The sequence below is a fragment of the Acinetobacter sp. WU_MDCI_Abxb74 genome (genome assembly GCF_025513915.1).
Lineage (GTDB): Bacteria > Pseudomonadota > Gammaproteobacteria > Pseudomonadales > Moraxellaceae > Acinetobacter > Acinetobacter calcoaceticus_C.
Map to the genome: position 1 here is coordinate 147,146 of NZ_JAHPRP010000007.1, position 24,635 is coordinate 171,780.

General features: G+C 40.1%; 28 protein-coding genes and 2 pseudogenes. 19 read left to right on the forward strand and 11 right to left on the reverse strand.

The window, feature by feature from the left end; genetic code table 11:
• Positions 1-288, forward strand: a complete 288-nt coding sequence (locus tag KTH84_RS13070) for a lipid asymmetry maintenance protein MlaB (RefSeq protein WP_042895242.1) — start codon at positions 1-3, stop codon at positions 286-288.
• A gap of 72 nt (positions 289-360) precedes the next feature.
• Here KTH84_RS13070 and KTH84_RS13075 read toward each other — a convergent pair whose 3' ends face one another.
• Entirely contained in the window at positions 361-1,374 is a 1,014-nt protein-coding gene (locus KTH84_RS13075) for a magnesium and cobalt transport protein CorA (RefSeq protein WP_004639553.1), read from the reverse strand.
• 157 nt (positions 1,375-1,531) lie between these two features.
• Here KTH84_RS13075 and KTH84_RS13080 point away from each other — a divergent pair, with 157 nt between their 5' ends.
• Together KTH84_RS13080 and KTH84_RS13085 are read left to right on the forward strand one after the other, a co-directional pair.
• On the forward strand, positions 1,532-2,113 hold the full coding sequence (locus KTH84_RS13080) for a TIGR00730 family Rossman fold protein (RefSeq protein WP_042895240.1): 582 nt from the start codon (positions 1,532-1,534) through the stop codon (positions 2,111-2,113).
• Positions 2,114-2,126: 13 nt separating this feature from the next.
• A complete protein-coding gene (locus KTH84_RS13085; RefSeq protein WP_262473498.1) occupies positions 2,127-2,525 on the forward strand; it encodes an NUDIX hydrolase in 399 nt (132 codons plus the stop codon).
• Positions 2,526-2,530: 5 nt separating this feature from the next.
• Here KTH84_RS13085 and KTH84_RS13090 read toward each other — a convergent pair whose 3' ends face one another.
• The gene (locus tag KTH84_RS13090; protein WP_133971620.1) at positions 2,531-3,160 is read right to left on the reverse strand and encodes a ComF family protein; all 630 of its coding nucleotides are present in this window, start codon (positions 3,158-3,160) and stop codon (positions 2,531-2,533) included.
• Positions 3,153-5,198: an ATP-dependent DNA helicase RecG gene (recG, locus tag KTH84_RS13095; protein ID WP_262473501.1), complete on the reverse strand. Its 2,046-nt coding sequence runs from the start codon at positions 5,196-5,198 to the stop codon at positions 3,153-3,155. Before recG ends, KTH84_RS13090 begins: the two co-directional genes overlap by 8 nt.
• Before the next feature lie 20 nt (positions 5,199-5,218).
• Between recG and KTH84_RS13100 the strand changes: the two genes are divergently transcribed.
• Both KTH84_RS13100 and KTH84_RS13105 read left to right on the forward strand, forming a co-directional pair.
• Positions 5,219-6,034, forward strand: coding sequence for an NAD(P)H-binding protein (locus tag KTH84_RS13100; protein ID WP_202743289.1), 816 nt, complete (start codon positions 5,219-5,221; stop codon positions 6,032-6,034).
• 79 nt (positions 6,035-6,113) lie between these two features.
• A complete protein-coding gene (locus KTH84_RS13105) occupies positions 6,114-7,097 on the forward strand; it encodes a putative solute-binding protein (protein ID WP_133971626.1) in 984 nt (327 codons plus the stop codon).
• Between the two features lie 46 nt (positions 7,098-7,143).
• Here KTH84_RS13105 and plsB read toward each other — a convergent pair whose 3' ends face one another.
• A complete protein-coding gene (gene plsB / locus KTH84_RS13110) occupies positions 7,144-9,708 on the reverse strand; it encodes a glycerol-3-phosphate 1-O-acyltransferase PlsB (RefSeq protein WP_133971628.1) in 2,565 nt (854 codons plus the stop codon).
• A gap of 276 nt (positions 9,709-9,984) precedes the next feature.
• Here plsB and KTH84_RS13115 point away from each other — a divergent pair, with 276 nt between their 5' ends.
• Positions 9,985-10,857: an acyl-CoA thioesterase gene (locus KTH84_RS13115; RefSeq protein ID WP_003653674.1), complete on the forward strand. Its 873-nt coding sequence runs from the start codon at positions 9,985-9,987 to the stop codon at positions 10,855-10,857.
• A 137-nt stretch (positions 10,858-10,994) separates the two neighbouring features.
• Positions 10,995-12,233 (forward strand): dicarboxylate/amino acid:cation symporter, encoded by a 1,239-nt coding sequence (locus KTH84_RS13120; RefSeq protein ID WP_262473506.1) that lies wholly within the window; start codon positions 10,995-10,997, stop codon positions 12,231-12,233.
• 47 nt (positions 12,234-12,280) lie between these two features.
• Here KTH84_RS13120 and KTH84_RS13125 read toward each other — a convergent pair whose 3' ends face one another.
• The 7 genes and pseudogenes from KTH84_RS13125 to KTH84_RS13155 all read right to left on the reverse strand — a co-directional run bounded on the left by KTH84_RS13125 (position 12,281) and on the right by KTH84_RS13155 (position 18,412).
• Positions 12,281-13,231 (reverse strand): metal-dependent hydrolase, encoded by a 951-nt coding sequence (locus KTH84_RS13125; protein ID WP_262473508.1) that lies wholly within the window; start codon positions 13,229-13,231, stop codon positions 12,281-12,283.
• 124 nt (positions 13,232-13,355) lie between these two features.
• A complete protein-coding gene (yihA, locus tag KTH84_RS13130) occupies positions 13,356-14,132 on the reverse strand; it encodes a ribosome biogenesis GTP-binding protein YihA/YsxC (RefSeq protein ID WP_262473510.1) in 777 nt (258 codons plus the stop codon).
• Positions 14,133-14,230: 98 nt separating this feature from the next.
• On the reverse strand, positions 14,231-14,668 hold the full coding sequence (locus tag KTH84_RS13135; protein ID WP_133971636.1) for an RrF2 family transcriptional regulator: 438 nt from the start codon (positions 14,666-14,668) through the stop codon (positions 14,231-14,233).
• A gap of 86 nt (positions 14,669-14,754) precedes the next feature.
• Positions 14,755-15,519 (reverse strand): globin domain-containing protein, encoded by a 765-nt coding sequence (locus KTH84_RS13140; protein WP_262473513.1) that lies wholly within the window; start codon positions 15,517-15,519, stop codon positions 14,755-14,757.
• A 2-nt stretch (positions 15,520-15,521) separates the two neighbouring features.
• Positions 15,522-15,649 (reverse strand): annotated as a pseudogene (locus tag KTH84_RS13145) (hypothetical protein).
• A gap of 15 nt (positions 15,650-15,664) precedes the next feature.
• Complete coding sequence (locus tag KTH84_RS13150) at positions 15,665-17,179, reverse strand: DUF853 domain-containing protein (RefSeq protein WP_262473515.1); 1,515 nt, start codon at positions 17,177-17,179, stop codon at positions 15,665-15,667.
• Positions 17,180-17,221: 42 nt separating this feature from the next.
• Positions 17,222-18,412 (reverse strand): PLP-dependent transferase, encoded by a 1,191-nt coding sequence (locus KTH84_RS13155; protein ID WP_262473517.1) that lies wholly within the window; start codon positions 18,410-18,412, stop codon positions 17,222-17,224.
• A gap of 168 nt (positions 18,413-18,580) precedes the next feature.
• On the opposite strand from KTH84_RS13155, the gene KTH84_RS13160 reads away from it, so the two are divergent.
• The 12 genes and pseudogenes from KTH84_RS13160 to rpsQ all read left to right on the forward strand — a co-directional run bounded on the left by KTH84_RS13160 (position 18,581) and on the right by rpsQ (position 24,589).
• Positions 18,581-19,309: a type 1 glutamine amidotransferase gene (locus tag KTH84_RS13160; RefSeq protein WP_262473519.1), complete on the forward strand. Its 729-nt coding sequence runs from the start codon at positions 18,581-18,583 to the stop codon at positions 19,307-19,309.
• Between the two features lie 252 nt (positions 19,310-19,561).
• A complete protein-coding gene (gene rpsJ, locus KTH84_RS13165; protein ID WP_000070912.1) occupies positions 19,562-19,873 on the forward strand; it encodes a 30S ribosomal protein S10 in 312 nt (103 codons plus the stop codon).
• Between the two features lie 58 nt (positions 19,874-19,931).
• Positions 19,932-20,570, forward strand: coding sequence for a 50S ribosomal protein L3 (rplC, locus tag KTH84_RS13170; protein ID WP_133971645.1), 639 nt, complete (start codon positions 19,932-19,934; stop codon positions 20,568-20,570).
• A gap of 11 nt (positions 20,571-20,581) precedes the next feature.
• The gene (gene rplD, locus KTH84_RS13175) at positions 20,582-21,184 is read left to right on the forward strand and encodes a 50S ribosomal protein L4 (RefSeq protein WP_042895205.1); all 603 of its coding nucleotides are present in this window, start codon (positions 20,582-20,584) and stop codon (positions 21,182-21,184) included.
• Positions 21,181-21,501, forward strand: coding sequence for a 50S ribosomal protein L23 (gene rplW / locus KTH84_RS13180; protein WP_003653662.1), 321 nt, complete (start codon positions 21,181-21,183; stop codon positions 21,499-21,501). Before rplD ends, rplW begins: the two co-directional genes overlap by 4 nt.
• A gap of 11 nt (positions 21,502-21,512) precedes the next feature.
• On the forward strand, positions 21,513-22,337 hold the full coding sequence (gene rplB, locus KTH84_RS13185) for a 50S ribosomal protein L2 (protein WP_003653661.1): 825 nt from the start codon (positions 21,513-21,515) through the stop codon (positions 22,335-22,337).
• 13 nt (positions 22,338-22,350) lie between these two features.
• Positions 22,351-22,626, forward strand: coding sequence for a 30S ribosomal protein S19 (rpsS, locus tag KTH84_RS13190; protein WP_001138119.1), 276 nt, complete (start codon positions 22,351-22,353; stop codon positions 22,624-22,626).
• Between the two features lie 11 nt (positions 22,627-22,637).
• Positions 22,638-22,967, forward strand: a complete 330-nt coding sequence (rplV, locus tag KTH84_RS13195; protein WP_004639524.1) for a 50S ribosomal protein L22 — start codon at positions 22,638-22,640, stop codon at positions 22,965-22,967.
• A 1-nt stretch (position 22,968) separates the two neighbouring features.
• Positions 22,969-23,785, forward strand: a pseudogene (rpsC, locus tag KTH84_RS13200) (30S ribosomal protein S3).
• Entirely contained in the window at positions 23,725-24,138 is a 414-nt protein-coding gene (rplP, locus tag KTH84_RS13205) for a 50S ribosomal protein L16 (protein ID WP_002049688.1), read from the forward strand. Before rpsC ends, rplP begins: the two are co-directional and overlap by 61 nt.
• Positions 24,138-24,335, forward strand: coding sequence for a 50S ribosomal protein L29 (gene rpmC, locus KTH84_RS13210; protein WP_000849928.1), 198 nt, complete (start codon positions 24,138-24,140; stop codon positions 24,333-24,335). The genes rplP and rpmC overlap by 1 nt, the downstream gene beginning before the upstream one ends.
• Positions 24,332-24,589, forward strand: a complete 258-nt coding sequence (gene rpsQ / locus KTH84_RS13215) for a 30S ribosomal protein S17 (RefSeq protein ID WP_001291845.1) — start codon at positions 24,332-24,334, stop codon at positions 24,587-24,589. The genes rpmC and rpsQ overlap by 4 nt, the downstream gene beginning before the upstream one ends.
• Positions 24,590-24,635: the final 46 nt, after the last annotated feature.

A 24,635-nucleotide genomic window follows, 5' to 3' on the forward strand; every position in this document is an offset into this window, starting at 1 on the left:
GTGATTCAGTATCTCAACCAGCAATTGGTTGTTTCGGGAAAAATTGATTTTGAAAATGCGGAACAACAGTATCAAGCAGGTTTAGCTATCATTAAGAAGCAGCAAAGCTTCCCTTTGGTGGTAGATTTAACACAGCTTGAGCATGGTAGTACCTTGGCATTGGCTGTTTTAGTCCAATGGTTACGAGTGACTCCACAAAAAGCTGGTTTACATTTTAAAAATGTACCTGAAAAAATGCTGAAGATCATTCAAGCTTGCCATTTGCAGGAAGATCTACATCTGATTTGATCTGTAAAATATAAAAAAGCACCTAAATATAGGTGCTTTTTTATGCTTAGAATTAGCATTTTATTACAAAGCTTAGATCCATTTTTTCCAGCGGAAGTAAATGATGGGACCAATAAAGAAGCCCATAATAATGAGTAAAACAATAAAGAAACTAGTCGTACCATGTGCGAAAGGTAATACATCTGTGTTCATGCCATAGATACTGGCAATGAGCATAGGTGGAGCTAACATACTTGGTAATATCGAGAATCGACGGATCGTGTCATTCTGCTCGGTATTAATGAATCCAGACGTTGTATCAAGCAAGAATCGTACTTTTTGGAACAAGAAAGCATCATGTTCTACGAGTGAGCGAACATCCTCACTAAGTTCTCGAATATCCGCGTCATAAATATGACTGCCTAATGCGCGGGGACGTGATAAAAAAGTAAGTACACGTCGCAAATCAATTAAACAGAGCTGCGCTTTTCCTAGCATATCTTCTTGTTGAGCTAGGCGTGTAATCATGTCATCAAGATCTAGAATTTGTTCACGTTGGTGGTTATTGAGAACTTCAGTAGAGTATTTTTCTAAATCTTTGTGGATATCTTCTAAGATATCCGCAAGCTCATCGAGTTTTGCCTCAAGAAGACCTAATAAAATCCATGTGGGGTCTTTATAGTCCATGTCGTAGTCGTTGCGACGAGCGCGTGCACGGAAGGCACGAAAAGCCACTAGTTTTTCGCCACGCATTGTAAATAGACGGTCTTTATGTAAGATAAATGCAACCGTTTGCACCATGGCTAAAATATGTGATGAGTCTTCTGCATCGCCATCAACTTGATAATTTTTATTTTTCGTTAAAAAATAGGTGCTGATATGCAAAATACCGTCATCATCACGGTAAAATCGTGCTGAGGATGAAATATCTTCAAGCGACTTTAGTGTGGGTAAATTTTGATCATAGGCATCTAAGACCCATTGTTGCTCTTCTTGAGAGGGGGCAATAAGATCAAGCCAGACTAATTCGGGATGTAGATCAAATCCACCATTGATGGTGGCATCTTCCAGACTTCCGCGTTCTGTGGCATAAAAGGCTTCAAGCATGTGTCTTTTTTCCTCACGCAGTCTGATGGAAATGGATGGGTGTATTTTAGACAAGGATTTGCCGAAAAACACTTGCTAATACGCTATTTTGCAAAAAAAAACTCTATCGATAGTTTAGTTTGTCAGCATGACAGTTCAGTAAAACGGTTTTTATACTATGAATTCAATTTGTATTTTCTGTGGTTCATCTCTTGGTTCAGACCCAATTTTCCAACAAGTTGCCCAAGCTACAGGCGAGGCAATTGCAAAACAGGGTAAAACCTTGGTTTATGGTGGTGGTCGTTCAGGCTTAATGGGTGTTGTCGCTGATAGTGCCTTACAAGCTGGTGGACAAGTCATTGGCGTAATTCCTCGTGCTTTGGTCGATCGTGAGTTAGCTCATCCGGGCTTAACTAAATTATATGTGGTCGAAAATATGCATGAGCGTAAAACCAAAATGGCAGACCTTTCCGATGGTTTTATTGCTTTGCCAGGCGGCGCGGGCACATTAGAAGAAATCTTTGAACAATGGACGTGGGCTCAATTAGGTATTCATCAGAAACCATGTGCTTTCTTAAATGTAGCTGGCTTTTATGAAGATTTACTTAAAATGATTCAAGGTACAGTGGATAATGGATTTAGTCAGGCGCGCTTTGTCGATAAGTTAATTGCTTCTGATCAAATTGAAACCATTCTAACTCAATTTGAACATTATAAGGCGCCGCAACCCAAATGGATAAATGCTGATGTTCAGCCATAAAGAGGTTAAATAGGTGAAAACAATTACGGTCGCTGCTGCAGTGATCTTGAACGAGAAAAATCAGTTGTTGCTCGTAAGAAAGCGTAATACCCATGCTTTTATGCAAGTGGGTGGTAAGCTGGAACCGAATGAGGCACCAGAGATCACAATGCAGCGAGAAATTTTAGAAGAAGTTGGAAGTTCTTGTGTAATTGAGCAATTTCTTGGACGTTTTGAAACAGCAGCGGCGAATGAACCAGATCATATTCTGGTAAGTCATTTATATCTTGTTCAGCTCGATCAAGCTCCTAAAATTGCAGCCGAAATTGCAGAAATGAAGTGGATAGAGCTAAATGATTCAGAAACTCACCTCGCACCCTTGACTCGTGAAGTTGTTATTCCTTGGTGTGAGCAGCATCTATCTACAGTTTAATGAACTTAGCTCGTTAAAGTTGCTGCTAAACAAGCTGCATGAATGGATGTACATCCGAGTTGTTTTATTGCCTGACTGAGGGCATAAATTGAGCTTCCGGTTGTGACCACATCATCAATAATGAGAATGCGGCGATAGCGCCGTTTTTCATGAGTGAGTGCAATAAATTGCTGTTCAATATTTTCAAGTCTTTCTAAGCGTGAAAGCCCTTTTTGCGAATGCTCGGCAAGGCGTTGTACTGGCTGCCAAATAGGTGTTTTTAATTGCTTGCTTAAGATATTTGCGAGTAACAAAGACTGATTGAAACCACGTTCAATTAAGCGTTGATTCGAAATTGGCATAGGTACAATAGCCTGTACTTTAGGAAATTTTAGTTGCTGTAGAATTTCACCTAACAAGATTTGATAATGTAATTTTTGTTCATATTTAAACTGCTGAATGATCCGGTTAACTGGATATGCATAATCACAGGCTACAAGAACTGATTGGTTATTGCGCTGAATTGTTTGTTTAAGCCAAGGTAACTGTCCCCAACAGTCCTTGCAGAGCGAATGTTTTTCTCGCACACCTGACTCACACAACAAGCAAGGTGAGAGTGAATGGATAAGATGTTGCGGATTTAAGAAACTAAACATATGCGTAGCGAGGCGCTTCTGGAAGCCAACGTTTTAATAATGCATCTGCTTGTTCTGGGTAATCTTTTAATACTTGTTGAGCTACATAATGAGCTTGACTGAGTAAGTGATCATCTCGCTCTAGATGAGCTACTCTAAATCCCATATCTCCAGTTTGTTTAGTACCCAGTAATTCACCTGGTCCGCGTAATTCCAGATCTTTTTCTGCAATCACAAAGCCATCATTACTCTCTCTTAAAATAGAAAGCCTCTCTTGCCCATTTTGTGAAAGGGGCGTTTTGTATAAAAGTACGCAAAAACTGGCTTGAGCGCCTCGACCTACACGACCACGTAACTGGTGTAACTGAGAAAGCCCTAAACGCTCGGCATTTTCAATCACCATAATAGAAGAGTTAGGAACATCTACTCCAACTTCAATGACCGTGGTGGCAATAAGAAGCTGTAATTCATTATTCTTAAACGCTTGCATGACCGATTGTTTTTCGTCGGCTTTCATTTTGCCATGCACCAAGCCAATGTGGAGCTCAGGAAAGCGTTCTTTCATTTCTTGATAGGTTGCTTCAGCTGCTTGAGCATCTAAAGTTTCAGACTGTTCAACCAGTGTGCACACCCAATACGCCTGTTTCCCATCTCTGCAATTCGAAGCAATTCGTTGAAGTACTTCCTCACGACGATCAAGCGGAATCGTAACCGTTTGAATTGGGGTACGACCCGGTGGTAACTCATCAATAATTGATGTGTCTAAATCACCATAAGCACTCATTGCCAGTGTTCTTGGAATAGGAGTGGCTGTCATGACGAGTTGGTGCGGGGTGAACTGCTCAGCACCTTTATTACGCAGAGCTAGGCGCTGATCTACGCCAAACCGATGCTGTTCATCAATAATCACTAGACCTAATTTTGCAAATCCAACGGTATCTTGAAATAACGCGTGTGTACCAATAATAAGTTCAGCATGACCTTCTTTAATTTGCTGCTCTGCTTGAGCACGCGCTTTACCTTTTTGTTTTCCAGACAACCATGCGACAGTAATACCTAATGGTTCAAACCAACGCTTAAAATTCAAATAATGCTGTTCTGCAAGAATTTCGGTAGGAGCCATTAACGCAACCTGCCAATCAGCTTCTAAAGCATGGCAAGCAGCTACAGCTGCAACCAAGGTTTTTCCAGCGCCTACATCGCCTTGTACTAATCGCAGCATTGGTTGGTGCTGTTTTAAATCATTCAAAATTTCTTTAGATACACGTTTTTGTGCATTGGTCATTTGAAAAGGCAAAGCTTCTAATAACTTTTTAGCTAATATTTTACTACTTGAAAAAGCCGGAGATGCAATTTGACGGATATAAGCACGGCGATTAAGTAAACTAATCTGGTGTGCAACCAACTCTTCAAAAATAAGCCGTTGTTGGGCTGGGTGTGAACCTTCAGCCAATTGAACCATATTGGCATCAACTGGCGGCTCATGAATGTAATACAAAGCCTCTTTAAGCGCATAGCCATTGGTATATTGTTTTGGGAGCAGCTCTGGTAAGGCATCACTATGATGTTTTAATGCTTGTTTTACATACTCACGTAATTTTGGTTGGGTTAGACCCTCAGTACTTGGGTAAATTGCTGTAAGTTGGGTCTTTGGTAGGGGAGTATGTTCATTCATGAGGTGAATTTCAGGATGATACATCTCAAGGCCACGCGCCCCTACGCGAACTTCACCAAAAATACGTAAGCGATGACCAGGTTTTATTTTATCAGTGAGGTTTTTATAAATATGATAAAAGCGTAAGGTGACTTTACCGAATTCATCCTGAACCAAGGCTGCCATAGATTTTCGTTTTCCCGGAGGGAAATCAATTGATCTGACCTCACCTTCGAGTAAATAGCTACGCCCAACCACCAGTTGATTCATTGCAATAATCGTACTGCGGTCTTCATAATCACGTGGCAGATGAAACAGTAAATCATCTGTGGTAAAAATATTTAGTTTTTCGAGCAGGGCTGCTGAAGCCGATCCAACGCCTTGTAACTGATGGACTGAAGTCATGTCCCCTCAACGAGTATTCTATGCATATATTATTTATCGGTTATGGTAAAACATCTCAGCGTGTTGCTAAACAACTATTTGAGAAAGAACATCAAATTACCACAATCAGCCGTAGTGTAAAAACGGATAGTTACGCAACCCATCTAGTTCAAGATATCTTTAAACTTGATTTAAGTAAAATTGAACCTGTAGATGTCGTATATATTTTACTTTCCCCGACAGAAGGTACGGTTGAGGGCTATCAGCATACGTATGTAGATAGTATTGAACCGATTCGAGATGCATTAAAACTACATCCGGTCAAAAAAATAATTGTAGTCTCTTCTACGCGGGTATATGGTGAAAATGCAGGAGAGATCATTGATGATTTTAGTGAAGTTCAACCAAGCGATGCACAAGGCCATATCTTACGCAATATGGAGTTGCTTTGGCAGAAGCATTATCCAAACCAATGTGTAATTGTTCGTCCAACTGGCATTTATGGAACTTCCGTCGTCCGTTTAAAGAAAATGGCTGAAAATAGTCAAAGTTATCCAAATATCCATTATAGTAATCGAATACATATTAATGATTTAGCAAGCTTTTTAGCTTTTATGGCTCATTATGAAACTGATCAAGCGAGCTATATTGTGACTAATAATCAACCATTGCCCTTGCATGAAATTATCTTATGGTTTCAAAAACAATTGAGATTGCCAGAGTTAACTTTAGAATCGAACCACACTTCAGGTAAAAGAATTTATGCTAAACATTTGCTTCAAACAGGTTTTCAATTAGAGCATCCAATTTGCTTTAATGACTATTTATTATGTTTAAATGTTCATGGTACAAAATAAAATTTTGATTAAACTTTAAATAAGAATAGAAATACCTGATGAGGCAGCCAAATTGCCGATAAAGATAAAAAGGTTGAAAGTGAAAAAAATTTGCTTAGCTCTTATTTTGAGCATAACAACAGCTTATAGTTGGGCCGAGGATCAGGTGTGGTGTGCATATGATCCGATTGGTTCCCAAGGGGATATCACACGTCGTTTAAATGACATTCGATTATATGCCCAGCAATATCAAGTCAAATTTAAAGTGGTTACCTATCAAAAGGAACAACAGGCCATACAGGCTTTTGATGAGGGTAAATGTTCAGGTTTAGCGGCATCTAATTTTAATACTTATCGTTATAATCAGTTTATGGGGAGTACCGCAGGTATCGGGCTCATTCCTAATAATCGTACCGCTAAAAGCTTATTGCAGCTTTTAAATCATCCAACAGTCGAGAAAAGGCTCATTTCTAAGGACTATGAAGCAGTAGGGATGATTCCTATTGGCACTGCTTATATGGTCCTAAAAAATAAGAAAATTTCTAGAGTTGCTCAATTAAGAAATCAACGTATTGGCGTATTACCAAATAATCCACCACAACAGGCATTGGTACGAAGCGTGGGTGGTCAGCCAGTTTATGTTGATTTATCTAATGCAATTGTTCAGTTTAAGCAAGACAAAATCGATATTGTTCCAGCTCCTATATATGGATTATTGCCCTATAATTTACAGAAAGAATTTGGGCCAGATGTCCAAGTCATTAACTTTCCTTTGGCATATTTCGGTGTCAATTTAATTATTAAGCCACAAGCTTATCCTGCTAATTTTGGCCGAAAAATTCGAGGATGGTTTGTTCAAAACAGTCAATTACTGACTAACCGTGCGACCCAGTGGGAAAATCATTTACCTGCTTATTATTGGGTAGATGTCTCTTTTTATGAAAAACAGAGCTATGACGTTATGGTTGCAAAAATACGCAATCAGTACGTACTTTCAGGTTATTACGATGCTTATTTTGTTCAACTGATGAAGCGTCTGCGTTGTATGGATGATCCGCGCTATTTTGAATGTCCAATTCGCTAATAAAATAAAAGGCAACATTCGTTGCCTTTTATTTTGATTCAAAATCTTAAGATTTTTTACGCTTTAGACGTCGTTTTGCTTGTTGAGATGCCATAGCTTCAAGAGCATCTTTTAATTCTTCGTCGGTAAAGGTCGTGATGTGCTGTAACATTTGTAAGGTTACTTCATCAAGAACCAACTGTGCACCCGCAGCCATTTGACGGAAATTATCATCAAACTCGATTTGGCCTTGGTCATTGGTTCGAATGTAGTTTTGCTGTGTAAGTACTTTTAAGAAGCTTTGGAATAAAGCTTTGTCGAAGAACTCTGGCGAATTAAATTCATATAGAACTGACAAACGTTGTCCGAGTAAATGACTTAATTCTTCAACCTGTTTAGCAGAAATATTACCCGAACCACGTTGAGTAATGAGCGCAAGCGTCATGTAGTAACGCTCAAGGCTTTGCTTAACAGGAGTAGCTAAAACAACAAGCTGATTGTGCTCTTCAGTATTTGGTGCAGAGCTAATCAAGTTACCTTCATCGTCTTGTTGAATCAGTTTCGATTGAACCAACGCATCTGCATATTGCTCAATTTGTTCTTTAAGTTCGCTACTCTTCCATTTAAGGAATAACTCTGCCTTCAAGAATGGATAAAGGGTATAGATGACATTGGTTAAATCTGAACGGCTAATTTTTCCATTGTGTTCAACAAGTGATGCAACCAATGACGGTAAAACAAAGGCGTGCAAAATGTTATTACGGAAATAGGTCAGAAGAACAGCTTGGTTATCTTCAATCGCAATAATATCGCCGAGTGCATGCTGAACTCGTTTAATGAGTTTAAGCTTTAAACCATAAGCAATAATTTCTTTACCAGAAAGTGGGGTTACTTCCATACGTTGGTCATATGGAAAGTTTGATGCCAGATTGCGATAAGCTTCAAGTTGCTTAATACAGATTTCTTCATCAAGCGTATGCTTTGGAGTTGCAAGCAAAATAATAGAAAGTAAAGAGACAGGGTTAATCACCACAGCTCGGTTAATATTTTCTAAAATTGCATGTGCAGAGCTATTTACTGCATCTGAAACCGCTTGAGGAATTGGGTCGTCATTTTTCTCGATATAAACATTTTCTGCATTATGTTGCTTAAGCAGATCATCAAGGAAAACAGGTTCACCAAAGTTCACGTGGACTTTACCGAAAATACGTTCAATCTTTCTTAATGTTTTCACAATACCAAAAATTGATTCAGCTTCTTTCGGTTTACCTTGCATTTCGCCCACGTATGTCGAGCCTTCCATCAGTCGTTCATAACCAATATAGGTTGGTAAGAAGACGATAGGTTTAGCACGGCCACGTAAATGGCTGTGAACTGTCATGGCAAGCATGCCAGTTTTAGGCGGTAATAAGCGTCCTGTACGTGATCGTCCACCTTCAATAAAGTATTCGAGTGGCGTGTTACGTGACAAAATACTATATAAATATTCTTTAAATACTGTTGTATAAAGGCCATTTCCACGGAAAGAACGGCGGATAAAGAATGCACCGCCTCCACGTAAAAGTTGCCCTACAAATGGTAGATTTAAGTTATCACCCGCAGCAATATACGGAACCATTAAGCCACGTTTATAAATCACGTAGGATAATAATAAATAGTCAATGTGACTGCGGTGGCAAGGTGTATAAACCACTTCATAATCTTTTGCCAGTTCACGAACAGTGCTGAAGTTATGCACTTCTACGCCGTCATAAAGCTGGGTCCATAAGCGCGTTAAAGCAAGATCGGCAAAGCGTACTGCTGAGTGTGAATAATCCGATACGACTTCGTTCACATAACTAATCGCACGGCGTTCAGCTTCAAGCATACTAACTTTCCCGCGAATACTTTCACGGCGAATAGCTTCTTGGACATCTCGAGATTTTACAACCGACTGCATAACATTACGGCGATCCGATAAATCAGGGCCTAATACCACTTCACGCTGACGGTCTAAATAATCATTTAATGTACTTACAATATAAGTTGCTGGTGAAAGGTTTGGATAATGCTGCTGTGCATATTCAACCAGTTCACGTAGCGATTGCGGTTCATGAAATTCTAAATACGACTGGCGACCATGTAAGCCAATGTTGACCAATTGCTTAACGGTGCTTGGTGTAGCCCAAGTATCTGAAAATAATAGCTTAAACCAAGAATCTTCTTTATCTGGCGTGCGGCCCCATAAAACGGTAACTGGAACAAGCTCTATATCAAGTTCAGGATTTTCTTGTAAGACTTCAATTAATTTTAGTAAGCGTGGTGGAAAAGCATGAGGAGGAGGATTCAGGAAATTATTTTCATCATTATGCTGTAAAAATAAAACCGATGCTTTTTCCTGATGAGTGCCAACAACTAATGGGTCTAACGCAGGTTTTAAATTTAAACGACGCGTTTCTCCATCAACCACCAAAGCATTGCTTCGAGAATGGTTTTGTAAGACATAACATACCACTTTCTTGCGGTCAGTCTTTGCTTCTGTTTCTGATACTGGTTCAGTAGGAACTTCCCCAAGAACATGTGGTGTTACCACGAGGTCAAGTAGTTTACTCGAAAGCCGACGATACATTTGACCAAACCCACTCTTGGACATAAGAACTCCTACTTCTTAAAGACAAATCCCAGCACCAAATGCGGAGGGTAATTATTTTGAGGCATTTATTGAAAAAAACAATATGCTAATAGCTTATAAATTATAATGCTTTTGGCATATTTTATCGTTAAAAATCGTATTTTTAGCTGTTATATGACCAATGTTCGTCATAAGTTGACTGATTGTTCCATGTTCAAATAGTTTTTTATGGCACAATAGATTCTACACATCTGTCCTTTAATACGATTTTTTACCTGAAACATGAAGGTATCTCTCATGAATGCGTTAACCCAAGAACTAGTCGAGCTTCTCACTTTAGAAAAGCTAGAAGAAAATATTTACCGTGGCATGAGCCGTAATCTTGTCGGTAAACGTGTCTTTGGTGGACAGGTTTTGGGTCAGGCTTTACGTGCAGCATCTTATACTACTGATCGCCCAGCGCATTCTTTACATGCATATTTTTTGTATGGCGGCGATATTAATGCCCCGATTATCTATGAAGTAGACCGTTTACGGGATGGGAAGAGCTTTGTAAGTCGCCAAGTTCGTGCGATTCAGCATGGGCGAGTCATATTTTCAGCGATGGTTTCTTTTGCCAATCCAGAAGAAGGTTTGAACTATCAGCATCAAGAACCTGAGTATCCTGCACCAGAAACGCTTAAATCTGAAAATGAGCTGAAACAGGGTATTCTAAACTTTGTACCTGAAAATGTTCGTGCGAGTTTTATGCGTGAGCGTCATGTAGAAATTCGCCCAATTGATCCAGTAAACCCGTTTCAGCCGCAACCCGAAGCTCCATATAATGCGCACTATATCCGTACGCATGACCGTATTCCAAAACAATTAGATGATATTGCACTGCATCAAGCGATTGTTGCCTTTTATTCAGACTTTACCTTAATGACAACGGCTTTAAGACCGCATGGGCTGAGTTACATTTCTCCAAGTTTGCAATGTGCAAGTATTGATCATGCGATTTATTTCCATCGTCCACTGCGTGCGGATGAGTGGATGTTGTATGACATGGAAGCAACCGTAAGTGCGGCTTCAAGAGGTTTAAACTTCGGACGTATGTGGCAAAATGGTCAGCTTGTATGCAGTACAGTACAAGAGGGTTTAATCCGTTTACGGGAAATTGAAACTCAATAGGCCTTTTAAAAAAGCCATCTAATCAGATGGCTTTTTTTATTTTTAATGGGAACGATGTGACAAAAAATTTCTCGAATGAAAAGCAAGCTCATGTCATATTGTAAATAGGTACGCCAACTGAAAAAAATAATGCTGATATGAACTTAAATACACAAATTCTGATTGCCGCCATTTTAGGTTTGGCCTTTGGTTTCCTACTCACAATGTATCCAGATACAGCTTTTGTAAAACATAGTTTATATGGGCTTGGAATATTAAGTAGTGTTTTTATTGGGCTGCTTAAAATGCTTTTGGTGCCTTTAATTTTTAGTTCGATTGTTGTAGGTGTATCAAATCTAAAAGCAGGCGGACAGTTAGGACCAGTCTGGAAAATTACATTTTTATGCTGTTTAACTACCACGACTTTAGCCCTAATTTTAGGCATTAGTTGTGCTCATTTATTTGAAGTAGGACGTGGCATAGATATTTCTATTTTTCAGAACTCTATACAAAATTATCAAGCACCAGATAGTTTAAACCCCGCAAGTTTTTTCACGAATTTTATTCAAAATACTTTAATCAATCCATTTAAAGCATTTAGTGATGGTAACGTTTTAGCTGTCGTGGTCTTTGCTTTATTTATTGGTGTCGCTTTGGTGCAGGGTGGCGAGCGTTTCAAAAGTATTCGTGTATTGAGTCACCAGTTCTTTGAAATGATGATGCTGTTGGTTGGCTGGGTCATGAAATTAGCGCCTTTGGGTATTTTTGCTTTATTAGCAAAGTTAATGGCAACAGAAGATATTTCAGTATTAAGTCGTTTGGCTGAGTTTGCAGCCGTTGTAACGGGTACAACTATTTTTCATGGTGCCGTTGTTCTACCACTACTTCTTTGGATTTTTGGCCGTATGAGCCCGTGGACCTTTTTTAAAGGAACGCGTACAGCACTGATTACAGCATTTGCAACTAGTTCTAGCTCTGCCACTATGCCGCTGAGTATGAAATGTGCACAAGAAAACTTGGGTGTACGTCCTCAAACCGCAGGATTTGTTATTCCACTAGGCACCCAGTTAAACATGGATGGTACTGCTTTATATGAAGCAGCAGCTGCACTGTTTGTAGCAAATTTAGTGGGCTTGGATTTAAACCTGACACAGCAAATTATAGTCTGTTTAACAGCAATGATTGCATCACTTGGTGCGCCAGGAATACCTAGCGCTGGCATGGTCACCATGATTATGGTTTTACAGTCGGTGGGTTTGCCCGCCGAGGCAATTGCAATTCTGCTCCCGATTGACCGTTTATTAGATACAGTAAGAACGGTGGTAAATGTGCAGGGTGATATGATGATTAGTGTGGTTGTAGACCGTTATACCAAAGATAAAGATATCAGTGTCTAATATCTATAAATCAAAAAAAAGCAGGATTTAAATCCTGCTTTTTTATTTTAAGCGGCTTGTAGCTCTGCTCTTTTTGCTGCTGGAGATTGCGATAAATAACCAACCGCATCTTCAGTGTTGCCTTCTTTGACTGGATCATACCAAGGCATGAGGTAATCAATTTGTTGAGCAATAAGCCAGATAGGATTTGGTAAAACCTGATTATCTTTACGGCTAATTTTGTACCATTCTACAGCAACCCAAACTGGGAAAAATCTAGATTTAGCAGCATCGGCAAAACGTGGGTCTTGCTTCATAATATGTGCTGCACCGTCTACCCATAATCCGAGTACCAGTACAATCACTGCAAGACTTAAGTAGTAACGTGGAATATAGCCACCACCAAGATGACGATATAAATCAAAGGCTACGGTACGGTGTTCAATTTCTTCTGAACCATGCCATTTAACCAGATCGACCATTTCAGGATCGGCACCTAATTCTTCCCAACGCTTGTTATAAAGTGCATATTTACCTAACACACAGGTCATGTGTTCGACTGTGGCAACAACTCCTAAACGGAATAAATCCCATTGGTCTTGTAAAAAATTTGGAACTTCTTTATCAAATGGTTTATCTGCTAAAGCTTTATTAAATAAATAATTCATAATGTCCAGATTTCTCTGGATATCAATATTACGGACGCTTAAATATTCTTTGTTTGCAGAAGTATGTGCGTTGGCATGCATAGCTTCTTGACGGATAAAAGCTTGGACATCTTGTCTAAGTTTTTCGTCAGTAATACTTGGTAAAACCTTGTTGTATAAACGGCAAAACCAGAACTCTCCAGCTGGCAAAATATTATTAATTTCATTAATAAAATAGCTTGCGAAAGGCTGATTAGGAATCCAGTCGACAGGGGTATCTTTCCAGTCAAATTTTACTTTACGTGGAAGAATTTTATAATCAATAGAAGAACCTAAAGCCTTGTTCTTCAAAAAAGATAACAATTTCATCATTTAGTCCTGATTTTTAACTCGATGAAGTTAACAACGAGTATAAAAAAAGCCCCTACATTTGTGTTTAGCAATAGGGGACAATTGAGTATAAATTTAACGAAGAAATTGTATCTGTAGGGATAATTTAGCTTTCAGCATCCTCATCTGCTGCTTCAGGGATTGAATCGACATCAAATTCTGGCTGTTGATCCAGTGTGAAATGTAGACGCCCTGCCATAACACTTGCTAGCTCTTCTAAGCCTATCTTATTAAGTGAGGAGAAAAGTTGAATAGAAAAATCAAGCTTCATCTTTTTAAGTTGTTGCTTAACTTCTAGTAGAACTTTGTTTGCAGGGCCGCGATTAAGTTTGTCTGCTTTTGTTAGTAGTATATGAACAAATAGATGACGTGAATAAGCCCACTCTAGCATCATCATGTCGAAATGCTGTAGAGGATGGCGAATATCCATAAGTAACACTAAGCCTTGTAAGCTTTGGCGGTGGATTAGATAGTTTTCTAATTCTTTTTGCCACACCCGTTTCATATCTTCAGGTACAGCTGCATAACCGTAACCTGGAAGATCGACTAAGCGTTGATCAGGGTTGCCTAGACTAAAGAAGTTAATCATCTGAGTACGGCCAGGTCTTTTAGAGGCGCGTGCTAGTTGTTTCTGATTAGTTAAAGCATTAATCGCACTAGATTTACCAGCATTTGAGCGTCCTGCAAAAGCAATTTCGTAGCCGCTATCTTCAACACAAAGTGCCAATTTAGGTGCACTCATTAGGAACTCAGCTTGGCGTAACCAGTTTAATGATTGCACAGCGTATGCTGTGATCGCCGGATCTGGTGCTTTTTCATAGCTGATCTTTTGCTTGGGTGCGAGTCTGGCTTTGGTGTCTTTCGATTTTTCACTACGACGCATAAAAAATAACTTTTTAAATGAGAGGGCTCGTGCCTAGTATAAAGGAGCTTGGTTGTTCTTGCTAATTTTCAATAGATTTAACCCATAAAGGGTATTTATTAGATTTGCAAAAAAGCGATAGGAGAATTAGGTGGGGCAGACTTTGATTGCTGCAAAACCTCTCCAAGTGTGTATTGGTCTAGACTTTGGTAAAAGCTTTCTAAAGCTTGGTCAAGAATACCTTTTAGACCACAATGAGCACGTAGCACACAAGGCGGTGTATTACATTCAACAATTTGGTGGTCGCCCTGTAAGATTCGAACAATTGAACCTAAATTTGAATTAAGGGCTTCTGGATTTAAACGAATTCCACCACCTTTTCCACGAATAGTAATGATCCATTCTTGTTTACCCATAAAGTGGACAATTTTAACCAGATGGTTTTGTGAAACATGCAAATCTTTCGCGATTTCTGCAATCGTGTAGGGTGCATCACTTGGGCGAGCAACGTACATTAATATTCGTAATGCATAATCGGTAAATTTATTAAGCTGCATGATCACCAAAATGGGAAGAATAAAAAGGATGATCATCTTAGCCTGAAAGTCTAAATAAGAAAACTTTCAGGCAAGAGGTTTTTATATTAGAGCGTTAAAGGCGCTGAAACTTGAACTTGATCGCCAACTCTATAATGTTCAAGCAAGATGTTTGAAACTGAGAATTCAGTATGATTTTCTTCAGGCTGAACTTCAAAATGATATGAGTTGTTTTCCTGAGCTTCTGTAAATTTAAATGCTTTTGGTTGCTCAAGCTGTTGTTCTGGAACTTGTACTTTAACCGAGATAAAAGCATTCGCAGGACCGCTAAGTACATCTTCATGGTCAGTTGCTTTTAAGGTAAAACGTTTCCCAGATTCTAGAGGATCGATTTGAGTAATTTCAAATGAACGCCAGCCAGCCCATCCACCGTTTAAGTTCTCAAGTTGTTCATATTTTTGTTTTTCAACACCAATCAAGATATCTGCCAATTGTAAATAAGCCTGTTTCCACGCTTCGATAAGCTCAGACTCAAATGGAACTTTGAGTACTTCACTAATTGAATGAAGTAAGTTGTCGCCAACAATTGCATATTGGTCGGGTTGAATATCTAAGCTCACATGCTTAGTTGTAATGCGTTCAACTGCTTTAGCTAAAACAGAAGGGTTCTCAATATTTTCTGCATATGCAAGTACTGCGGCTGCAAGAGCGCGAGGCTGACGTAAGCTAGTTTGGTCATCTAAGTTAAAAACATTTTTTAATTCAGGATTGTTATTAAGCATACGCTTATAAAAGTATGTGGTAAGCGTAACACCGTGTTCACGTAAAACAGGTACAGTAGATTTAACGAGTTCAATTTGTTGTGGAGTCATGGCTAGACCTTATTTATCTGGCTATATAAGATGTATTTAAAATACATCTTTAAAAAAGTAATCGCAATAGATTTTTTATAAAAACCATAAAAAAATTAGGGAATATAAAATTCCCTAATTTAAAAGTGATATATCTCTAAGAAAGTTATTTGCCAAATAGTGAACCAAGCAGGCCTCTTACTAATTTTTGACCTGTACTTCCCCCTAGACTACGTGCGGCACTTTTTGCAAAAGTACCCACAATATCTTGCGTAAGCTTGGCTCGTTCACGTGCTAATCGTTCTTGTTCCTTTGCTTGCTGCTTTGCTAAAGTTTCTTGCTCTTTTTCTTGTTGTTTAGCAAGTTCAGTATTTTGTTGTTGTTGCTCACGTTCAGCGACTTTATTTTGTAGCATTTCATAAGCGCTATCACGATCTACAGCTTGTTCATAAATACCAGCAATAATACTTTGTGAGATTAGAGTTTGACGCTCTTCTGGAGTAATTGGTGTAAAAGCCGAGTAAGGAGGCATCACCCAGCCACGTTCTACAATTTGTGGCGTACCTTGTTCATCAAGACAACTAATTAGCGCCTCACCAACAGCCAGTTCGGTAATGGCTTCATCAACTTTAAAGTTTGGATTGGCACGGAAAGTATCAGCTGCGGTTTTTACTGCTTTTTGATCTTTAGGGGTAAATGCACGTAGTGCATGTTGAATGCGATTGCCAAGTTGACCAAGAACACTTTCTGGTAAATCGAGTGGATTCTGAGTAATAAAATAGATGCCAATACCTTTGGAGCGAATTAAACGTACAACTTGTTCAATTTTTTCTTGTAATGCTTGGCTGGCATTGTCAAATAATAAGTGGGCCTCATCAAAGAAAAATACAAGTTTCGGTTTGTCTAGATCGCCGACTTCTGGCAGTTGCTCAAATAACTCCGAAAGCATCCACAACAAGAAAGTAGCATATAGCTTAGGCGTATTCATGAGCTTGTCGGCAGCAAGAATATTGATATAGCCGTGCCCATTGGCATCTGTTTGTATAAAGTCCAGAATATTTAAAGCAGGCTCACCAAAAAATTGTTCTCCACCTTGGTCGGCAAGAGCGAGCAAATTACGTTGAATAGCACCTAAGCTGGCTGGAGATAAATTGCCATATTCAGCTTTAAACTCGGCAGCGTGCTCACTAACAAAAGTGATCATGGCTTTTAAGTCTTTAAAGTCGACTAACAGCAAACCTTGATCATCGGCAATACGAAATACGGCTGCTAAAACACCTTCTTGTGTGTCATTTAAGTTGAGCATGCGAGCCAATAAAATTGGCCCAATCTCAGAAATAGTGGTGCGAATAGGATGGCCTTGTTGGCCGAATAGATCCCAAAAAACAACGGAGTTGGCAGCAAAAGGAACGCTATCAATCTGTAAAAGCTTTAATCGGTCATTAAACTTATCTGAAGCTTCTCCTGATTTTGCGAGGCTCGAAACATCACCTTTTGCATCGGCAAGAAATACGGGTACGCCAATTCGAGAAAAACTCTCTGCTAGAACTTTCAATGTAACTGTTTTACCTGTACCGGTGGCACCCGCAATTAGTCCATGGCGGTTGGCAAACTGGGAAAGCAAAACAATTTCTTTTGATGTGTCATTAATATTTTTAGCAATAACAATCGGTGTACCCATATATTTTTATCCTTTGGTGCGAGCCACTATAATGTTGTCGTTTTACAAATGTTTTAGTGCGTTTTCGATATCTTGTATTAAATCTTGTGGATCTTCTAGTCCTATACAGAATCGAACCAATAATCCTTGTTGTAAATGTGTATTCTCAAGTTTTCTCATCATTTTTAAATCATAAAGCATGATCAGACTAACTGGTCCTCCCCAGCTAAAACCGAGCTTAAATAACTCTAATGCATCGCAGAAGCGACGTACTGCTGCAATGTCATAATCTGGTTTGAAAATAACACTGACTAAACCTGCACTTTGACCATTTGTGCAGATTTCTTGCCAATATTGATAACTTGGGGCGGTCTCATCACTTGGATGTAGAACTTGTGCAAATTGAGGTTGGCCTTTTAGCCATTTAAGTAAAGTTTGAGCATTAGCAGATTGTTGTTCATAGCGTAAAGACATATGAGCAAGACTACGTTGAATTTGAGCAGCATCATCTCCTGAAACTGCAATACCTAAAATGGCATGTGTGCGGAACAGACGGTGATGGAGTTTATCATCACGAGTTACAATGCTGCCCATTAGGATATCACCGCCCCCACTTGGATATTTGGTTAGTGCATGGACGGTTAAATCGACTGCTAGATTTTCATCAGAAAAATTAAAAGCATTAAACGCAAGCCCAGCGCCCCAAGTGTTATCTAGCGCTGTTAATACGCCATGCTTTTTAGCTTTTTTAACTAAATTTTTAAGATCAGGGAATTCTAGAGTAACTGAACCCGCAGCCTCTAACCATAACAGTTTGCTTCTTTCCGTCGGTTGAAAACTTGAAGCATCAATGGGGTTATATACTTTAACAATAACGCCATATTGATTTTGTAGATAATTTAAATGTTCTAGGTTCGGTCCATAAATGTTATCTGGTACCCATACTTCATCATTAGTGCCTAAAAATGCTGAGTTCACAACATTAATTGCAGATAAACCACTCGGTGCAAGCAAACAATGCAATCCACCTTCAATTTGCGCAATATTGTCGCCTAATGTGAAGGTAGTGGGGGTGCCATGCGTCCCATAACTATAGTCATAATCATCAGTCCAATGACGATCAAAAAGGTGCGAAGTTGATTTAAAAATAATAGTGGATGCACGAAATAAGGGTGGTTGCACTGTTTCAATAAATTGCGGAGCCTTTCTTTGTGCATGAATGAGGCGAGTCTGAAAGTCGTTATGCTTTTTCATAGTGCGTTGCATTTTAAATAATAAAGTTAGATTAAGAGAAATTTAGATTATTGGCTATATTTACGAAATTTTATAAGACGTTTCGTTACAGTAGACCCATAAAATAAAAACTTGGCTTTATTTTTGCAAAGACCACTACAACATTCTAACAACAATAGGTTTAAGCGCATGAAGTCGCATTTACGAGTTCACTATTTTCAACACATTGCTGGTGAGGGATTTGGAAGTTGTTATTCATTTTTAAAAGCTCACCACGCGACCATTAGCTCTACAGAGTTTTTTGCACTTCCAGTTGATCGATCACTTGAAATAGAGGCTTTACCCAAAATCGAAGAGGTTGATTTGTTATTGGTCATGGGTGGAACCATGAGTGTAAATGATGAGGCAAACTATCCATGGCTAAAGATAGAAAAAAGGTGGTTACGTCGTTATTTAGCGGCTGGAAAACCAGCTATTGGTCTTTGCTTGGGAGGGCAATTGATAGCTAATGCATTGGGTGCAGCGGTGAGTCGTAATCGCTATCAGGAACTTGGATGGTCAACAGTGCAGAGAGTTGCAAATTTACCTCAAGAAAGTTTTCCTTTACCTGAGAATATAAAGGTTATGCAGTGGCATAGTGAGACATTTGAAATACCTAAAGGCGCTATACATTTGGCTGAAAATCGGGCTTGTCGCAATCAGATGTATCAGATTGGAACAAATGTGCTGGGTTTTCAGTTCCATCCAGAGATGACACCAGCAACTTTAGCTCTTTTACTTGAAGATGAAGAAGAGTTGTCTATTTTTGATGGAGAATATGTTCAATCTACGCATGATTTACACTATTCCGAAGCACAAAAATTTGAGCAAGGTAATCAACTTCTAAATAAAGCTATTGAATTTGTAGTAAATGCCTAAATGAACTCTCAATGCTCGATCAAAGCAGGTTTTGTGGAGAAAATAGAAAAAGAGAATTGCATAAGAGTTAAACAATCGTTATAATGAGCGACCCTCAAGAGGAGGGGCATTTGCTGCGAAGAAAGTGGTAAATGTGCATTACAGTCGTGGCATCGATCATGACCTTAGTGATTTTCACTGCCTTTGACACTTACCGATAGGTGAGATGCGTCAAGGGTGATTCTTTATATGTTTGGCTTGGAGTTTACTGGTATGTCTAACCAGAGAATTCGTATCCGTTTGAAGTCTTTTGATCATCGTCTGATTGATCAATCTGCTCAAGAGATCGTAGAAACCGCTAAGCGTACTGGCGCACAAGTTTGTGGTCCAATTCCGATGCCTACTCGCATCGAACGCTTCAACGTTCTTACTTCACCGCACGTTAACAAAGATGCGCGTGACCAGTACGAAATCCGCACCTACAAACGTTTGATCGACATCGTTCAACCTACAGATAAAACTGTTGATGCATTGATGAAATTAGATCTTGCGGCTGGTGTTGATGTTCAGATCGCTTTGGGTTAAGGCTTTCGGTTGATTAACTTTTAAGTTAATTAGGCCGCTTTTTTAGAGGTTTATGCACATGGCTATTGGTTTAGTCGGTCGCAAATGTGGTATGACTCGCATCTTTACAGATGCAGGTGTTTCTGTACCTGTTACAGTCATCGAAGTCGATCCAAACCGCATTACGCAAATCAAAACACTTGAAACTGATGGTTATCAAGCTGTTCAAGTAACTACTGGTGAACGTCGCGAATCTCGCGTAACTAACGCTCAGAAAGGTCACTTTGCGAAAGCTGGTGTTGCTGCTGGTCGTTTGGTTAAAGAGTTCCGTGTTACTGAAGCTGAGCTTGAAGGTCGTGAAGTTGGCGGTACTATTGGTGTTGATTTGTTCACAGTTGGTCAAGTTGTTGACGTAACTGGTCAATCAAAAGGTAAAGGTTTCCAAGGTGGTGTTAAGCGTTGGAACTTCCGTACCCAAGACGCTACTCACGGTAACTCACTTTCTCACCGTGTATTAGGTTCTACAGGTCAAAACCAAACTCCTGGTCGCGTGTTCAAAGGCAAAAAAATGGCTGGTCACTTAGGTGATGAACGCGTAACAGTACAAGGTCTTGAAATCGTATCTATTGACGCTGAACGTTCTGTTTTAGTTGTTAAAGGTGCAATTCCTGGTTCAACTGGCGGTGACGTGATTGTACGTCCTACCATCAAGGCCTGAGGGGAAATACCGTGAATTTGAAAACTGTTTCCGGCTCTGCTGTTGAATTGTCTGAAGTTGCTTTCGGACGTGAATTTAACGAAGCTCTTGTACACCAAGTTGTTACTGCTTACTTAGCAGGTGGTCGTCAAGGTACTCGTGCTCAGAAGTCACGTGCAGACGTTTCTGGCGGTGGTAAAAAACCATTCCGTCAAAAAGGTACTGGTCGTGCTCGTGCGGGTTCTACTCGTAGCCCTATCTGGGTTGGTGGTGGTAAAACTTTTGCTGCTCGTCCACAAGATTGGTCTCAAAAAGTAAACCGTAAAATGTATCGCGGTGCAATGCAATGTATCTTAGCTGAACTTGTTCGCCAAGATCGTCTTGTATTAGTTGAAGAGTTTGCTATTGCAGCTCCAAAAACTAAAGAATTGCTTGCAAAGCTTGGCGATTTAAATGCCACTCGTGCATTGATCGTTACTGAAGCTGTAGATGAGAACTTATATCTTGCAGCACGCAACCTTCCACATGTAGATGTGGTGGATGCAACTGCAATCGATCCTGTAAGCTTGATCGCGTTTGATAAAGTTGTTATGTCTGTAGCTGCTGCTAAGAAAATTGAGGTAGAACTCGGATGAACAACGAACGTATCTATCAAGTCCTTAAAGGACCAGTCTTCTCAGAAAAGGCACAAGTTCTAGGTGATACTGTTGGCGTTCAAGTATTTAAAGTAGATATTAATGCTACTAAACTTGAAGTCAAAAAAGCAGTTGAAAAACTTTTTGGTGTAGAAGTTGTTAAAGTTAACACTACTATTACTAAAGGTAAAACTAAGCGCTTTGGTAAAACATTAGGACGTCGTTCTGATGTTAAAAAAGCATACGTCACCCTGAAAGCCGGCCAAGATGTTGAAATGGCTGACTTGGGCGATACCGCTGAAAGCGCAGCGGAATAAGGACGAAAATTATGCCGATTCAAAAATGTAAGCCAACGTCTCCAGGACGTCGCTTTGTAGAGAAAGTGGTTCATGATCACCTTCACAAAGGCGCGCCTTACTCACCGTTGGTTGAAGCAAAAAAACGTACTGGTGGTCGTAATAATAACGGTCACATTACAACTCGTCACGTTGGTGGTGGTCATAAGCAACACTATCGTATCGTTGACTTTAAGCGTAATAAAGACAGCATCCCAGCTGTTGTAGAGCGCATTGAATACGATCCTAACCGTACAGCACATATTGCTTTGTTGAAATATGCTGATGGTGAGCGTCGTTATATCATTGCACCTAAAGGCTTACGTGCTGGCGATAAAGTACAATCTGGTAACGATGCTCCAATTCGTCCAGGTAACTGCTTGCCACTTCGTAACATGCCGATCGGTTCTACACTTCATAACGTTGAACTTAAAATTGGCAAGGGTGCGCAATTAGCGCGTTCTGCTGGTACTTCTGTTCAGTTGTTGGGTCGTGATGGTTCTTACGCGATTGTTCGTCTTCGTTCAGGCGAAATGCGTAAAATTCATGTTGAATGCCGCGCTGTAATTGGTGAAGTTTCTAACCAAGAAAGCAACCTTCGCTCATTGGGTAAAGCTGGTGCTGCGCGCTGGCGTGGTGTTCGTCCTACCGTACGTGGTATGGCGATGAACCCAGTTGATCACCCGCACGGTGGTGGTGAAGGGCGTAATAAAGGTATTCAACCTGTAAGCCCATGGGGTCAAAAAGCTAAAGGGTACAAGACACGTACCAATAAGCGTACGACTAAGATGATTATTCGCGACCGTCGCGTCAAGTAAAGGAATCTGACTAATGCCTCGTTCTCTGAAAAAAGGCCCATTCGTCGATGCGCACTTGTTCGCTAAGGTTGAAGCGGCTGTTGCTAGTAACTCTCGCAAGCCGATTAAAACTTGGTCTCGTCGTTCGATGATCCTTCCGGATTTTGTTGGTTTAACAATTTCCGTTCATAATGGTCGTAATCACGTTCCAGTAATTGTTACTGAGCATATGGTTGGTCATAAACTCGGTGAATTCGCGCCAACTCGTACCTATCGTGGTCACGGTGTTGACAAGAAGTCTAAACGTTAATAGGTGTCATGATGGAAGTAACTGCTAAATTACGCGGTGCCGCTATCTCGGCACAAAAGGCACGTTTGGTTGCAGATCTTATTCGCGGCAAATCTGTTGCGCATGCTTTAAATATTTTAAACTTCAGCAATAAAAAAGCTGCTGTTTTAGTAAAAAAAGCATTGGAATCTGCGATTGCAAACGCTGAACACAATAACAGTTTAGATGTTGACGATCTTAAAGTTTCTACGATTTACGTTGATGAAGGTGTTAGCCTTAAACGTATTATGCCACGTGCTAAAGGCCGTGCAGATCGTATTACGAAGCGTACTTGTCACATCACCGTTAAGGTAGGGGTTTGATATGGGTCAGAAGGTTCATCCAATCGGTATCCGCCTAGGTGTTGTGAAACGTCATAACGCTAACTGGTATGCGAGTCCGAAACAATACGCTGAATATTTGCTTAAAGATCTTCAAGTTCGTGAGTTTTTAAATAAAAAACTTAAGAATGCGATGATCAGTAATATTCTTATCGAACGTCCATCAGGCGCTGCTAAGGTAACAATTAGCACAGCTCGTCCTGGTATCGTAATCGGTAAAAAAGGCGAAGATATTGAGAAATTACAGCGCGAACTTACCAGCATTATGGGTGTTCCTGCGCAAGTAAGTATCAATGAAATTGATCGCCCAGACTTAGATGCGCGTTTAGTTGCTGAAGCAATTGCTTCTCAATTAGAAAAGCGTGTAATGTTCCGTCGTGCTATGAAGCGTGCGGTTCAAAACACTATGCGTGCTGGTGCTAAAGGTATCAAAGTTGAAGTGTCTGGCCGTTTAGGTGGTGCAGAGATTGCTCGTACAGAATGGTATCGTGAAGGTCGTGTACCTTTGCATACATTACGTGCAGATATTGACTATGCGACTGTGCGTGCAGAAACAACTTACGGTACGATTGGTGTTAAAGTTTGGATTTTCCGTGGTGAGATTTTAGGTGGCATGAAACAAGTCATGAACCCTGCTCCTGCTGAAGATCGTCCAGCTAAACGTGGTCGTGGTCGTGGTGAAGGTCAAGAGCGTCGTGGTCGTCGCGGTGACCGTGCTGCTGACAAGGGAGAATAATCCATGTTGCAACCTAAACGTACCAAATTCCGTAAGGTGCACAAAGGCCGTAATACTGGTCTAGCGCATCGTGGTAGTACAGTATCATTTGGTTCGATTGCAATTAAAGCAACTGAACGTGGTCGTATGACTGCGCGTCAGATTGAAGCTGCACGTCGTACTATTAGCCGCCGTATTAAGCGTGGTGGTAAAATCTTTATTCGCGTATTCCCGGATAAGCCAATTACTCAAAAGCCTCTTGAAGTGCGTATGGGTAAAGGTAAGGGTAGCGTGGAATACTGGGTTTGCCAGATCCAACCAGGCAAGATCCTGTACGAAATTGAAGGTGTGAACGAAGAATTAGCGCGTGAAGCATTTGCTTTAGCTGCTGCTAAACTTCCGTTTAAAACCACTATCGTGACTCGGACGGTAATGTAATGAAAACTAAAGATTTACGTGAAAAGTCGGTAGAAGAGTTGAAAGCTTTGCTTGATGAGCAACAGCTTAACCAATTCCGTCTTCGTATGGCGAAAGCAACTGGTCAGTTGGGTAAATCGCACGAAGTGCAAGTTGCTCGTAAGACAATTGCTCGTATTAAGACACTCCTTACCGAAAAACAGGGGAACGGACAATGAGTGAAAAAACAGTCCGCACGTTAACCGGCAAAGTCGTAAGTGACAAAATGGATAAATCTATTGTTGTTCTTATTGAACGCCGCGTTCAACACCCGTTGTATGGCAAGTCAATTCGCCGTTCAACTAAGTTACACGCTCATGATGAGAATAACGTCGCTAAAATTGGTGATGTTGTAACCATTAAAGAAAGCCGCCCAATTTCTAAAACTAAAGCTTGGACTTTAGTGGAAGTAGTTGAAGCAGCTGCTGAGTAATTCGACGTTCTTGTTGCATCATCGGACAATTTCGAGTACTCTTTGA